The sequence below is a fragment of the Ensifer sp. R1-3 genome (assembly GCF_056739175.1).
Window position 1 is genome coordinate 872,215 of the sequence record NZ_CP096517.1, and the last position, 14,336, is coordinate 886,550.

Sequence of the window (14,336 nt, forward strand, 5' to 3'; positions counted from 1 at the left end):
GGATCGACCCAAGACCCTAAACTTGATCGGGTTCTCAGGTTAGAGCGCTATGGGCGCGGAAAGCCACCGTCCATTCCTCATCCCGCCCTCGAGCGCGTGCGAGGCGCTTCAATTCCTTGCCCTTGCGCATGTCGCCGCCGCAAGACTGCTGCACGCCTTAGGCGGCTTGCCCAGGGCTAAATCTCCAAGCAACAGGGCGCGGCACCATTTCGGTCCGCGCCCTTCCTTTATAAGCCTGCGCTGTCTACCGGATCCTGTCCAGCATCTTGTAATACATGCCCACGAGCGGCAGAAACCATGGTTTTCCGAAATGGCCCGGCACCGCCGGCCACTCGAAACCCTTCAGTGGATTTCGGTCCGGCCGGCCGAGGATCGCGTCCGCAATGATCATCCCAAGATGAGTCGAAAGCTGTGCGCCATGGCCGGAATAGCCCATAGCGTACCAGACTCCATCGTGACAGCCGGCGCGGGGGAAGCGGTCTTTGGTCATGTCGACGAGACCGCCCCAGCAATAATCGATGTCGACCTTGGCGAGCTGCGGAAAGATCTCGGCCAGACTCGCCTTGAGGATCGCACCGCTTTTCGCGTCCGAGCGTTGGTCGGACGTCGCCGAGAAGCGGGCGCGGCCGCCGAAGATCAGCCGGCTGTCTGGCGAGAGCCTGAAATAGTTGCCGATGTTCATCGACGTGACGCAGGTGCGGTTGCCCGGCATCGTCGCCTCGATCTCCTCCGCCGTCAGCGGCCGGGTGGCAATGATGAAGCTCCCGACCGCGATGATCCTGCGGCGGAAATAGCCGAAGGCCGAAGGCGTATAGGCGCCGGTGGCGACGAGCACTGCATCCGCAGTGACGTTGCCGCGGGTGGTCTTCAACGCGTGCCGACCGCCGCCTTCCTGCCGATGCTCAGTGACGGCTGCCTGCTCGAAGATCGTGGCGCCGTGACGCGTGGCCGCTTCGGCGAGACCGACGACGTAACGGCCCATATGCATCATCGCGCTTTTCTTCGAGAGCATGGCGCCGAAGAAAGGCGCGCCGAGTTCCTGCTTAAGGTCGTCTGCGCTAAGTAGCGCCGTATCGGGATCGACCTCCGCGTGCACGGCTTCGAAGTTGCGTGCGATCGTCTCGAAATGCTGAGGCTTGGAGGCGAGCTTCAGCTTGCCGGCGCGGCGGAAACTGCAGTCGATTCCCTCCTCCGCGATCAATGCCTCAATCGTGTCGATCGAGTCGTCGAGCGCCTTGTAAAGCGCGATCGCCCGCTCCTTGCCGAGCTCCGCTTTGGCCGCCAGATAGCTATGCGCAAGTCCGTTGTTGACGTGTCCGCCATTGCGGCCGGAGGCGCCCCAGCCGACCTTCTCCGCCTCCAGCACGATGACCTTCGAGCCCGCCTTGGCGAGCTGCCGAGCAGCAGCGAGGCCGGTGAAGCCGCCGCCGATCACGGCGACGTCGAAATGGCCTTCGACCGAACCCTGAGCAGCCCCGGCAAAGGCCGGGGCGGTGTCGTGCCAGTAGGACAGGAATTTCATGGCGCTACGCCTCTCTCTAAAGACCGACGACGCCAGGAAGCCCCGAAATGTCGGTGATCTCCACGTAGCCGTAATAGGGGTTGGCCGGCTCATGGCCGCGATTGACCCAGACCTTGTTCTTGATGCCGAGGTCATGCGCCGACATCAGGTCATAGCGAAAGGAGGATGAACAATGGAGAATATCCTCCGGACCGCAGCCGAGCATGTCGAGCATGTATTCGAACGCCTTGAAACGTGGTTTGTAAGCCTGCGCCTGTTCGGCGGTGTAGACCGCGTGGAAAGGAGCGCCGAGCTTCTCGACATTCGACATGATCTGCGAGTTCATCGCGTTGGACAGGATGACAAGCGGGATCTCCTTGGCGACCCTGGCGAGCCCCGCCGGTACGTCGGCGTGCGGACCCCAGGTCGGGACGCGTTCATAGACCATGCGCGCCGCTTCCTCGCGGAATTCAATGCCGTTGCGCTTGCAGGTCCGTTCGAGCGAATTGTGCACCACCTCCGCATAGGGCTTCCAGTCGCCGAGGATCTCGTCGAGGCGGTAGGCAGCGAAATTCTTGATAAATTCCGCCATGCGCGCCTCGTCGAGCTGTTCGCTGTAAAGGTCGCGCGCCGCTTCCGCCATCTGGAAGTTGGTTAGCGTGCCATAGCAATCGAAGGTGATGTATTTCGGACGGAAGATCGACATGTGAACTATCCTCGAAAGAGCGGACCAGGGTTTACGTGTAAGATCATAGGCGCCAGCTCATTCCTCGGCTCACCTGATTTCGCAAGAATAGAAGCAGAATCTATCGTATCCAAAGTCGGCTTTGGCAGAAGGTTGCGAGCTTTGCCTGCCGCTCTGCTTATTGCCGCCCAGATTTTCGCTGCCGTTCTTGCCTGGCAGCATTAGATGCGGCGGTCCGTGAGAGCAAAGCTATAAGATTTCGCTTGGACCGCAGCCTTCAGACGAACTGCCGGCCGGCACTCCTTCAGACTTCAGAGCAGAAATGAAGGACATCCCCATGCAGACAAATGAGATCGAACTCACCGCCTTCGGTCCCGAGTATCTTGAAGCCGCCATCAGGCTCTCGCGGCAGGCCGGTTGGCCGCATCGGCTGGAAGACTGGCAGATGGCGCTCGCCTTGAGCGAAGGTATCGTCGCCGTTGAGGACGGGCGGGTCGTCGGCACCGTGCTTGTCACCCCATATAAAAGGGACTGCGCGACCATCAACATGGTCATCGTCGACGAGGCGGTGCGCGGTCGCGGCCTCGGTCGCAAGCTGATGGACGCCGCATTCCGGATCGCCGGCGACCGGCCGCTCCGGCTGGTGGCGACGGCCGAAGGCCTGCCGCTCTATGACAAGCTCGGTTTTGGCGAGAGCGACGCCGTCCTGCAGCATCAGGGCGTAGTCGGAGAAATCGCCGCAGCGGCCAAACCGGAGGCTGCGAGCACCGCCGATGTCGAAGCGATCGCCAAACTCGACCGCCTTGCCTTCGGCGCCGACCGTGGAGCGTTGATTGCCTATCTCGCCAAGGTGGGCGAATTCGCCGTCCTTCGCCGTGACGGCCGCGTCACCGGGTTCGCCGCGCTGCGTGCCTTCGGCCGTGGCGAGGTCATCGGTCCCGTGGTCGCCGCCGACCTCGATAATGCCAAGGCACTCGTCGCCCATTTCATCGCCGCACGGCCGGGCCGGTTCCTCCGCGTCGATACGACCGCCGGCACCGGCCTCTCCGTATGGCTTGCCGAACAGGGGCTCGCTCATGTCGGCGGCGGCATCGCCATGATGAAGCCACCGATCCGCCGCGCCGCCGATCCCACCGCTAACACCTTTGCCCTCGCCAACCAGGCGCTCGGCTGATCCGGAGGTTCTTGATGTACAGCAACTCCCTCATCGAACTCGATCGCGCCCACCTCATCCATCCGGTCGCCTCCTATCGCGGCCACGAAAAGCTCGGCGTGCGCGTGCTTGCCTCGGCCAAAGGCGCGACGGTCACCGACGCTTCAGGCAAGCAACTGATCGACGGCTTTGCCGGTCTCTGGTGCGTCAATGCCGGCTATGGCCACGAGACAATCGTCGAGGCGGCGGCAAAGCAGATGCGCGAGCTGTCCTACGCGACGGCCTATTTCGGCCTCGGTTCGGAACCGGCGATCCGCCTCGCCTCGGAACTCGCAGAGCGCGCGCCGGGCAATTTAAATCATGTTTATTTCACGCTCGGCGGCTCCGACGCCGTCGACAGTACGATCCGCTTCATCCGCTACTACTGGATTGCGCGCGGCGAGCCGCAGCGCGACCAGTTCATCTCGGTCGAGCAAGGCTACCACGGTTCCTCGACCGTCGGGGCGGGCCTGACGGCGCTGCCCGCCTTCCACACCGGCTTCGGCATACCCTTCGACTGGCAGCACAAAATTCCGTCGCACTACGCCTACCGCAATCCAGTGGGTGATGATCCGCAGGCGATCATCGCGGCCTCGCTCACAGCCCTCAGGCGCAAGGTCGAGGAAATCGGCCCCGAGCGCGTTGCTGCCTTCTATGCCGAACCTATCCAGGGGTCGGGCGGCGTGCTTGTGCCGCCCAGGGGCTGGATGAAGGCGATGCGCGAGCTCTGCCGCGACCTCGGCATCCTTTTCGTGGCCGACGAGGTGATCACCGGCTTCGGGCGCACCGGTCCGCTCTTTGCCTCGACCGAAGACGAGATCGTGCCGGACTTCATCACCACGGCCAAAGGTCTCACTTCCGGCTATGTGCCGATGGGTGCCGTCTTCATGGCCGACCACATCTACCAGACGATAGCCGACGGTGCCGGCGCTTCCGCCGTTGGCCACGGCTACACCTATTCGGCCCACCCGGTCAGCGCCGCCGTCGGCCTCGAGGTGCTGAGGCTTTACGAGAACGGTCTTTTGGAGAACGGCGTGAAGGCCGGTGCCCGACTGATGGAAGGTCTCGGAAGCCTGAGGGATCACCCGCTCGTCGGCGACGTGCGCGGCCGTGGCATGCTCGCGGCCATCGAACTCGTCGTCGACAAGGCGCAGAAGACCCCTTTGCCGGCAGCCGCGGAACCTGCGCGCCGCATCTTCGACCGTGCCTGGGAAAATGGTCTCGTCATCCGCGCCTTCGCCAATGGCGTGCTCGGCTATGCGCCGCCTCTCTGCTGCAGCGAAACGGAAATCGACGCGATTATCGAGCGCACCCGCCAATCACTGGATGAGACCCTGGAGGACCCGGACGTTCGCCGGGCTCTGAAGACCTGACGCATGACGGGGCGCGATATATCGCGAAAACGTCATATTCGGAATTTTGTGCCGCTTCAGAATGTCTTTTCGGCCACTTCCGTGCAGCACAAGTGCCAAACTGGAGTCGAGGAAAAGGACCGGATCCGAGCAAATTCGAGCCCTTTTACCAAGAGCGGGAAAATCACCCGCCGCCGGGAACAGTATAACCTTCTTCACGAAGCCGTGCTCCCGAGGGAGCGCCCGAAAAACTGGGGTATCGACGTGCGCAAGAGCCTTCAGGAGTTCAAATACATGACTTTCGACGTCGTCGGCACCCTGATCGACTTCGAAGGTGGCCTCAAGGACTGTCTCGCCGGCATTGCCGCCGAGGCAGGTGTCGCGATCGATGGCGAGGAAGCGCTCAGCCTTTACCGCGCAGCGCGCTATTCCAAGGACGCCGACCTCTTCCCAGACGACCTCGTACGGGTCTATCTTGAAATCGCGCCAAAGCTTGGCCTGCCAGCCGAACCGAAATATGGAGAACGTTTCAGGGACTCCACGAAGAACTGGAAAGGTTTTGCCGACAGCGCCGAGGCGCTGGCACGGCTTGCCAAAAGTTGCCGGCTCGTGGCGATGACCAATGCCCGTCGCTGGGCCTTCGATCTCTTCGCCCAGCAGCTGGGCAACCCTTTTTACGCGGCATTTACGGCTGACGATACCGGGACTGAAAAACCGGACCCCGTCTTCTTCGAGAAGGTCTTCGATTTCGTCGGCTCGGAAGGAAATTCAAAGGACGACATTCTGCATGTCGCCCAGAGCCAATATCACGATATCGGCATTTCCCGGAAGCTCGGGTTGGCCAACTGTTGGATCGAGCGTCGCCACGCACAGAAGGGCTATGGCGGCACTATTGAGCCCGCCGAATTCACCGCACCCGATTACCATTTCACCTCCATGGCCGCTCTTGCCGATGCCGTGGTCGTCGCACGCGGCTGACCAGTTCACCGTATCGGGTCCGAACCCGCGTAAGACGGGCAGCCCGCCACAAACGAAAAGGGGAATGACATGAACGACAAGATCACCAACTGGACCAGATCCGACGACGCTATGGTCGAAACGGCCATTCGTCGCGGAGCGACACGCCGCGAGCTCCTGCAGATGATGCTGGCCGGCGGTGCCGCCCTCTCCGCCGGCAGCCTGGTGCTCGGCCGAGCCGGGAATGCGGTTGCTGCAACGCCGGTCTCCGGCGGTACGCTCAGAGCGGCCGGGTGGTCGGCTTCCACCGCCGACACGCTCGATCCGGCCAAGGCATCGCTCTCCACCGACTATGTCCGCTGCTGCTCCTTCTATAACCGCCTCGCCTTCCTCGATAAAGGCGGCACGCCGCAGATGGAGCTGGCCGAAGCCATCGAAACCAAGGATGCGAAGACCTGGACCGTCAAGCTGAGGAAGGGCGTCACCTTCCATGATGGCAAGCCGCTAACAGCCGACGACGTGATCTTCTCGCTGAAGCGCCACCTCGACCCGTCTGTCGGTTCAAAGGTCGCCAAGATCGCCGCGCAGATGACGGGCTTCAAGGCGGTGGACAAGCAGACGGTCGAAATCACGCTTGCGAGCCCTAATGCCGACCTGCCGACGATCCTCTCGATGCACCACTTCATGATCGTCGCCGACGGCACCACCGACTTCTCAAAAGGGAACGGCACCGGCGCTTTCGTGAGAGAAGTCTTCGAGCCCGGCGTGCGCTCCGTCGGCATCAAGAACAAGAACTACTGGAAGTCCGGACCGAACGTGGAGTCTTTCGAGTACTTCGCGATCAGCGACGACAGTTCCCGGGTGAATGCGCTCTTGTCCGGCGACATCCACCTCGCCGCCACGATCAATCCGCGCTCCATGCGCCTGGTCGAGAGTCAGGGCGCCGGCTTCGTCCTCTCGAAGACGACCTCCGGCAACTACACCAACCTCAACATGCGGCTGGACATGGAACCCGGCAGCAAGCGCGACTTCGTCGAAGGCATGAAGTATCTCGTCAACCGCGAGCAGATCGTTAAGTCGGCGCTTCGGGGTCTGGGTGAGGTCGGCAACGACCAGCCGGTATCCCCGGCCAACTTCTATCACAATCCCGACCTGAAGCCGCGCGCCTTCGACCCCGAGAAGGCGAAGTTCCACTTCGAGAAGGCCGGCATGCTAGGCCAGTCGATCCCGGTGGTTGCCTCCGATGCAGCGAACTCCGCGGTCGATATGGCGATGATCATCCAGGCCTCCGCTGCCGAAATCGGATTGAAGCTCGATGTCCAGCGCGTTCCCGCAGACGGTTACTGGGATAATTACTGGCTGAAGGCGCCGGTCCACTTCGGCAACATCAACCCGCGCCCCACGCCGGATATCCTGTTCTCTCTGCTCTACTCCTCGGAGGCTCCGTGGAACGAGAGCCAATACAAGTCGGAGAAGTTCGATAAGATGCTGATCGAGGCGCGTGGCTCGCTCGACCAGGAGAGGCGCAAGGCGATCTATAATGAGATGCAGGTGATGGTCGCTAGTGAAGCCGGCACCATCATTCCGGCCTATATCTCCAATGTCGACGCGATCACCGCCAAGCTTAAGGGCCTGGAAGCCAATCCGCTTGGCGGGCAGATGGGTTATGCTTTTGCGGAATATGTCTGGCTCGAGGCCTGACTGAGCAACTGGGCTGGGGGGCTGCAACCGCATCGCTGCGCCCCCGGCACTTTGGTTCGAAACCTGTCTTGAAAAGCCGAAAGGGAGCGCCGTGAACAACCGGGTCCTATCCCTCGTGCTGAGCAGATTGCTCATCGCCGTGATCACCTTGGTGATCGTCTCCTTCGCCGTCTTCTTCGCGACGACGCTCCTGCCGGGGGACACCGCGTCGATCCTGCTCGGCCAGGCCGCCACGCCGGAGGCCGTCGAAGGCCTGCGCAAGGCGATGCACCTCGACGAGCCGGCGATCTTCCGTTTCCTGCGCTGGATCGTCGGTCTGCTGCAAGGCGACCTCGGCACATCCTATGCCAACGAGATGCCGGTCAAAGATCTGATTGGCGGGCGCTTCGTCAACACACTGCAGCTCGCCGGCGTTACCGCCCTCTTCTCTGTGCCGATCGCACTCACCCTCGGGATTACGTCGGCGATGCTGCGCGGTTCGCCTTACGACCGGATCGTGACGGTGCTCACCATCGGGGTCATCTCCGTGCCGGAATTCATGATAGCGACTTCCGCCGTGCTGGTCTTCGCCGTCTATCTGAAATGGCTGCCGGCACTCTCCTTTGCCAATGAGGTGACGTCGATGACCGATCTCCTGCGTGTCTATGCAATGCCGGTCATCACGCTCACCTTCGTCATCTCGGCCCAAATGATCCGCATGACCCGGGCAGCAGTGATCGAGACCCTCAACACGCCCTACGTGGAGATGGCGCTGCTCAAGGGTGCCTCCCGGTCGCGCATGGTGTTTCGCCATGCGCTGCCAAACGCGCTGGGGCCGATTGTCAATGCGGTTGCACTTTCGCTCTCGTATCTGCTCGGCGGCGTCATCATCGTCGAAACGATCTTCAATTATCCCGGTATTGCCAAGCTGATGGTCGATGCCGTCTCCACCCGCGATCTGCCGCTGATCCAGAGCTGCGCGATGGTCTTCTGCCTCGGCTACCTGCTCCTGATCACGACAGCCGACATCATCGCCATCCTTTCCAATCCGAGGCTACGATGACAATGACCCACTCTGAGACCAAGTCTGCCCGGATTTCCGGAACCCGGCTCGGCTATCGCTTCAATATTGTCGGGATGGTCGGTCTTTCCATCATCCTTTGCTGGGCGCTCGTCGCGATCTTCGCGCCGCTAATCATCCCCTATCCGGTCGGGGAGATCGTCGATCTCGACTACTTCGGCCCCATGAGCCGCGACTTTTGGCTTGGATCCGACTACCTCGGCCGCGACATGCTCTCACGCATCCTGATGGGAGCCCGCTACACGGTCGGCATCTCGCTTGCGGCAGTCACCATCGCCTGCTTCAGCGGCGTGGTCCTCGGCATGATTGCAGCGGTCGCCGGCGGCTGGCTCGACACTTTGCTCAGCCGCCTTCTCGACGCCCTCAATTCGATCCCGAGCAAGCTCTTCGGTCTCGTGGTGGTCGCCGCCGTCGGCTCCTCCATTCCCGTGCTGATCCTGACGCTGTCGGTGATATACATCCCGGGCGCCTACCGCTTCGCCCGCGCGCTCGCTGTCAACATCAATGCGATGGATTTCATTACCGTGGCTCGTATCCGCGGCGAGAGCACGCTTTATCTCATCCGTTCGGAGATCCTGCCGAACATCATCGGCCCGGTACTTGCCGACCTTGGCATCCGCTTCGTCTTCATCGTTCTGCTGCTCTCGGGCCTCTCCTTCCTCGGCCTCGGCGTCCAGCCGCCCTATGCCGATTGGGGGGCATTGGTGCGCGAAAACATCGGCGGCCTTCCCTTCGGCGCACCGGCGGTAATCTTCCCGTCGTTTGCCATCGCAAGCCTCACGATCAGCGTGAACCTCCTGATCGACAACCTGCCGCAGAAGATCCGCGATCGGAGCGAATAATGGGCAACCTCGTAGAAATCCGTGACTTGAAGGTCGAAGCCACCACCGATACCGGCCGCCGTGTAGAGATCATCAAGGGCGTCAGCCTCGATGTCGCCGAGGGCGAGATCGTCGCTCTTATCGGCGAAAGCGGCTCGGGAAAGACGACGATAGCGCTGACGCTGATGGGATATGCCCGCCCGGGCTGCCGCATCTCCGGCGGCAGCGTCTTGGTCGCCGGCAATGACTTGGTGACGTTGACGGAAAAGCAGCGAGCCAAGGTGCGCGGCACCGAGGTCACGTATGTTCCGCAATCAGCTGCAGCCGCATTCAACCCGGCCGCCACGATCATGGACCAGGTGATCGAGGTCACCCGTATTCACGGACTTATGGCTGCCGCCGAGGCGCGTGCCCGCGCCGTCGAACTTTTCCGGGCGTTGTCGCTACCCGAGCCCGAGACGATCGGCAGCCGTTATCCGCACCAGGTTTCCGGCGGACAACTGCAGCGTCTTTCGGCCGCCATGGCCCTCATCAGCGACCCGAAGCTCGTCATCTTCGACGAGCCAACGACGGCGCTAGACGTAACGACCCAGATCGAGGTGCTACGCGCCTTCAAGTCCGTGATGAAGAAGGGCGGCATCGCCGGCGTCTACGTCTCGCATGACCTCGCGGTCGTCGCTCAGATCGCCGACCATATCGTCGTCTTGAAGGGCGGCGAAGTACAGGAGGTCGGCACCACCGAGGAAATTCTTTCGAGCGCCAAGCACCCCTATACGCGCGAACTCCTCTCGGCCTTTGAACCAAAGCCACGGGAGGCTGCCGACGCAGCCGAACGCGCAGCGGCTCCCCTGCTCAAGATCGAAAACCTGGTCGCGGGATACGGTGCGTCCAAGACCGACGGCTTGCCGCTCGTGCGCGCCGTCGAAGATGTGAGCCTAAAGGTGGAAAAGGGTCGCAACCTCGGTATCATCGGCGAGTCGGGGTGCGGCAAGTCGACGCTCGCCCGCGCCATTGCCGGCATATTGCCGGCCGCCGTCGGCAAGATCGTCTTCGACGGCAAGGAACTCGGTCGGAGCGCCCGCGAGCGCACGCGCGACCAGCTGCGCGAAATGCAGATCGTCTTTCAATATGCCGACACCGCCCTCAACCCAGCGAAATCGGTCGAGGACATCCTCGACCGGCCGCTCGTCTTCTATCATGGGATGAATGCGAGGGCCCGCAGCCTCCGCATTGACGAGCTGCTCGACATGGTGCGCCTGCCTCGCAACCTGCGTCATCGCCGGCCGGGCGAGCTTTCCGGCGGCCAGAAACAGCGCGTCAACTTCGCCCGCGCGCTCGCCGCTGATCCGAAGCTGATCCTTTGCGACGAGATTACCTCGGCGCTCGACACGGTCGTCGCCGCCGCGGTCATCGAGCTGTTGAAGGAATTGCAGCGCGAGCTCGGTCTTTCTTACATCTTCATCAGCCACGACCTCTCCTTGGTGGAGGCGATCTGCGACGAGATCGCCGTGATGTATGGCGGCAAAAAGGTTGAGGACATCACTCCGGCCAAGATTAATGCGCCCCACCACCCCTATTCGCAGCTGCTCTTCTCCTCGGTGCCGAAGCTCGATCCCTCCTGGCTCGATGGCCTCGAACAGGATCCGGAATTGGTCAGGGCCTATTGCCGGAGGTAGAGGCTCCCATCTGATCGCACCGCGGAAACGGGAAAGGGTGTGATACACTCTTCTGCCCTGCCGGGCAGAGGGTGTCACCCGGGGGCGGGATTGCAGATTTCGGCCGAATCAGACCCGAAACAGGCTGGTCAGCGGCATGTGCGCCTTGACGATCGGCGACTTCAGCACAACGAAGCTGAAATATTTGTCGATGCCCACGTCCATGTCGGTGAGGCGCTCCATGATCGTCTGGTATTCGTTGATGCCGGCCGTGACGAACTTCAAGAGATAGTCATAGCCGCCGGACACCAGATGGCATTCGATCACCTGGTCGACCTTCTCGATTGCCGCAAGGAAGCGGGCGAAGTCGATCTGTCGGTGGTTCTTCAAAGTGATCTCGGTGAAGACCGTTAGGGTCTGTCCGAGCTTGCCGACGTTGATCTGCGCGGAATAGCCGTCGATATAGCCCTCCGACTGCAGCTTTTTCACCCGCATCAGGCAGGGGCTCGGCGAGAGATTGACCAGCTCAGCGAGTTCGACATTGGTGATGCGACCATTCTTCTGCAGTTCGTACAGAATCTTGATGTCGATCCGGTCGAGTTTCATGGCGCGTCTTTCCCCTTGCTGAAGTGGGTCAACGGCGCAGCAGATTGTGCTGCGACTTTCCCAGCGACAACCTTAACACATGCGACAGGCGTGTCGATTTGGTTTGGAGCAGTGAACCGAAGCAAAAAGGGCGGTATTGCTCCTGCAAGACGGCATCTTCTGCTGCTCTCCGGCCGTACTCCGACAACGCCGCCGCGCCAAAGCCGCTAAACTGCGCCGAAACGGAGGTCCCGCCATGCCCGCACCGCTGAAATTCGTCCACACAACATGTGAGGTGCCCGATGCCGCGGATGCCGTCGTGATCGGCGGCGGCATCATCGGCGTGTTCTCGGCCTATTACCTTGCCCGCCGTGGATTGAAGGTGGCACTTGTAGAAAAAGGAAGGATCGGCGCGGAGCAATCGAGCCGCAACTGGGGTTGGTGCCGCCAGCAGAACCGCGACGCCCGCGAGTTGCCGATGGCGACGAAGAGCCTCGATCTTTGGGAGCGTTTCGCCGCTGAAAACGGCGAAGACACCGGCTTCCGCCGCTGCGGGCTGTTCTACCTCAGCAATAGCGAAGAGGAGCTGGCCGGCTGGGCACGCTGGCGCGATTTCGCCCGAACCGTCGGCGTAACCACCCATATGCTCGACAGCGCACAGGCGACCGAGCGCGGCCGCGCAACCGGCAAGCCATGGAAGGGCGGGGTCTTTTCGCCGACCGACGGCACTGCCGATCCGGCAAGTGCGGCACCCGCGGTGGCTCGTGCGATCCTCGAGCTCGGCGGCACCATCCACCAATCCTGCGCTGCTCGCGGCATTGAGACCGAAGGGGGCCGTCTCTCCGGTGTCGTCACCGAGCATGGCGCCATCCGCACGAAGACGGCGATCCTTGCCGGCGGTGCGTGGTCGTCCTCCTTCTGCCGCCAGCTTGGCATCCGCTTTCCACAAGCCGCCATCCGCTCGTCGATCCTTGCCGTCTCGCCGGGCGTCACCAGCCTTCCGGATGCGCTGCATACGGCGGCGGTTTCGGTGACGCGCCGCAGCGATGGGGGCTATTCGCTCGCCATCAGCGGCCGCGGCCGCATCGACCCGACCCCGCAGCAACTCAGGTTCGCGCCGCAGTTTCTGCCGATGTTCATCAAACGGTGGCGCAGCCTGGCACCGGGCGGGCTTGAGGGCTTCCGCTCCGGCCATGAGACCTTGGTCCGCTGGCGACTGGACGCCCCCACACCGATGGAGCGCATGCGCATCCTTGATCCGGCAGTCGATAACGCCACCATTCGCCTCACCCATTCGCGCGCGCTCGACCTACTGCCTGCTCTGAAGAACACCAGGATCACCGCCGCCTGGGCGGGCTATATCGATAGCACGCCGGACGGGGTGCCGGGCATAGGCGAAATCGCTGCAATACCGGGTTTCATCCTCGCCGCCGGCTTCAGCGGGCACGGCTTCGGTATCGGTCCGGGCGCCGGTCACTTGATCGCAGATATCGTGACCGGCAGCGAGCCGATCGTCGATCCCCGCCCCTACCATCCGGACCGCTTCGGAAAATCCGCCTGGGGTAAAGTCGCTGATTTTTAGATGAGATCCTCGCATGGCGACCAGTGCCGGCAAGCGCCTCTTCCAACATTTTCGCCTAAGCTCAGAAAGACGCCTGCCGCAACTCTCTGCCAAAGCCCCTATGCGATACAAAGCAATCTGCTTCAGCTCGCGGGGAATGCGGCCACTAGTCTCCCCGCTCGCCCACTATGGTGGTTGCGGTACAGGCGTGCTGTGCCGATGCATCCCATGAATCCAAAAATAGAGAGGTCATGCCGGCGCGGTGGAAGAGGCTTACAAGGCCTTCAGCAGCGATCAGGTGGAACAACCTGACTATATTGGGATACATCACCCCTCTCTCCGTGGAGAAATCGACTTCAAGCTTGGCTATTATAAAGCAATGAAATCATCTCCATGAAAGCGCACTCTGGAAGGTTCACCAACAACCCGGCAGAACATGGCGTGCCCAATAGCATAGGCACCATTCTCCTGTTTGATGCCAGGAGCTGTGCGTTGATTTGCATCATGGATGGAAGCTTGATCACTGGCCTCAGAACGGGGGCGTCTGGAGCCGTCTCCGTCAAAGCACTGGCGAGAAAGAACGCCAGGACGATCGCATCGATCGGCACAGGTAATCAGGCGAGAATGCAAATCCGTGCGGTCAACGAGAGAATGAAGATCGAAAAGATCCACGCCTGGAGCCGCACCCCGGAACGCCTTTCCAGATACAAGACGGACATCCAACGCGAATTCGGCATTCCCGTCATCGTCGCAAGTTCCAAGAAGGAAGCGGTTGAGCAGGCCGATATCTTGATTACGACCCGGGGAAAAGGGGAGCTTGTGGAAGCGGATTTGGTGAAGCCCGGAACACACATCGTTACAATCGGCACAGATCAACGCGGCAAACAGGAGCTGGATCCGGAGCTCTTCAGGAACGCCAAAATCATCGTCGACTCGATCTCGCAATGCACAGAAAAGGGCGAAACCTGGCACCCGCTGAACAAAAAACATCATCGCTAATGACGACATCCATGGCGAAATCGGTGCGGTATTGTTGGGAAGGAAGCCGGGACGAGAAAGTGATGACGCAATCACGATTTTCGATTCCACGGGGGTGGCCATACAAGACAATACGACAGCCAGCAAAATCTATCAGAACGCAATAGCCAGAAACGTCGGCACTTTCTTTCAGTTTTTTGAGTAATGACCCTGCGCAACTACCCCACCTAAGCAGTCATCCGCAGTCATCCGCCGACAGCGCACGGAGTTTCCGGTGCTCGCTCCAAA

The 14,336-nt window shown here is 61.4% G+C and carries 11 protein-coding genes and 1 pseudogene; 9 read left to right on the top strand and 3 right to left on the bottom strand.

What is annotated here, in order from left to right; genetic code table 11:
• Positions 1-244: 244 nt before the first annotated feature.
• Both M1D43_RS29125 and M1D43_RS29130 read right to left on the bottom strand, forming a co-directional pair.
• Positions 245-1,522 carry an NAD(P)/FAD-dependent oxidoreductase gene (locus M1D43_RS29125; RefSeq protein WP_027988835.1) on the bottom strand — a complete coding sequence of 426 codons (1,278 nt, stop codon included), beginning with the start codon at positions 1,520-1,522 and terminating at the stop codon, positions 245-247.
• Between the two features lie 16 nt (positions 1,523-1,538).
• Entirely contained in the window at positions 1,539-2,207 is a 669-nt protein-coding gene (locus tag M1D43_RS29130) for a haloacid dehalogenase type II (protein ID WP_015242052.1), read from the bottom strand.
• 316 nt (positions 2,208-2,523) lie between these two features.
• On the opposite strand from M1D43_RS29130, the gene M1D43_RS29135 reads away from it, so the two are divergent.
• From M1D43_RS29135 to M1D43_RS29165, 7 genes are all read left to right on the top strand, one after another.
• Complete coding sequence (locus M1D43_RS29135; RefSeq protein WP_015242051.1) at positions 2,524-3,360, top strand: GNAT family N-acetyltransferase; 837 nt, start codon at positions 2,524-2,526, stop codon at positions 3,358-3,360.
• A 14-nt stretch (positions 3,361-3,374) separates the two neighbouring features.
• On the top strand, positions 3,375-4,751 hold the full coding sequence (locus M1D43_RS29140; protein WP_015242050.1) for an aspartate aminotransferase family protein: 1,377 nt from the start codon (positions 3,375-3,377) through the stop codon (positions 4,749-4,751).
• 243 nt (positions 4,752-4,994) lie between these two features.
• Entirely contained in the window at positions 4,995-5,708 is a 714-nt protein-coding gene (locus M1D43_RS29145; RefSeq protein WP_026029646.1) for an HAD-IA family hydrolase, read from the top strand.
• Positions 5,709-5,777: 69 nt separating this feature from the next.
• Positions 5,778-7,388 carry an ABC transporter substrate-binding protein gene (locus M1D43_RS29150; protein WP_027988836.1) on the top strand — a complete coding sequence of 537 codons (1,611 nt, stop codon included), beginning with the start codon at positions 5,778-5,780 and terminating at the stop codon, positions 7,386-7,388.
• 91 nt (positions 7,389-7,479) lie between these two features.
• Positions 7,480-8,430, top strand: coding sequence for an ABC transporter permease (locus M1D43_RS29155; RefSeq protein WP_010967982.1), 951 nt, complete (start codon positions 7,480-7,482; stop codon positions 8,428-8,430).
• The gene (locus M1D43_RS29160) at positions 8,427-9,290 is read left to right on the top strand and encodes an ABC transporter permease (RefSeq protein WP_010967983.1); all 864 of its coding nucleotides are present in this window, start codon (positions 8,427-8,429) and stop codon (positions 9,288-9,290) included. The genes M1D43_RS29155 and M1D43_RS29160 overlap by 4 nt, the downstream gene beginning before the upstream one ends.
• Positions 9,290-10,945 carry an ABC transporter ATP-binding protein gene (locus tag M1D43_RS29165; RefSeq protein ID WP_015242049.1) on the top strand — a complete coding sequence of 552 codons (1,656 nt, stop codon included), beginning with the start codon at positions 9,290-9,292 and terminating at the stop codon, positions 10,943-10,945. Before M1D43_RS29160 ends, M1D43_RS29165 begins: the two co-directional genes overlap by 1 nt.
• 108 nt (positions 10,946-11,053) lie before the next feature.
• Here M1D43_RS29165 and M1D43_RS29170 read toward each other — a convergent pair whose 3' ends face one another.
• Positions 11,054-11,530 carry an Lrp/AsnC family transcriptional regulator gene (locus M1D43_RS29170; protein WP_003533554.1) on the bottom strand — a complete coding sequence of 159 codons (477 nt, stop codon included), beginning with the start codon at positions 11,528-11,530 and terminating at the stop codon, positions 11,054-11,056.
• A 235-nt stretch (positions 11,531-11,765) separates the two neighbouring features.
• Between M1D43_RS29170 and M1D43_RS29175 the strand changes: the two genes are divergently transcribed.
• Both M1D43_RS29175 and M1D43_RS29180 read left to right on the top strand, forming a co-directional pair.
• A complete protein-coding gene (locus M1D43_RS29175) occupies positions 11,766-13,091 on the top strand; it encodes an NAD(P)/FAD-dependent oxidoreductase (RefSeq protein WP_027988837.1) in 1,326 nt (441 codons plus the stop codon).
• A 235-nt stretch (positions 13,092-13,326) separates the two neighbouring features.
• Positions 13,327-14,253: pseudogene (locus M1D43_RS29180) on the top strand (ornithine cyclodeaminase family protein); the annotation flags it as partial.
• Positions 14,254-14,336 lie beyond the last annotated feature (83 nt).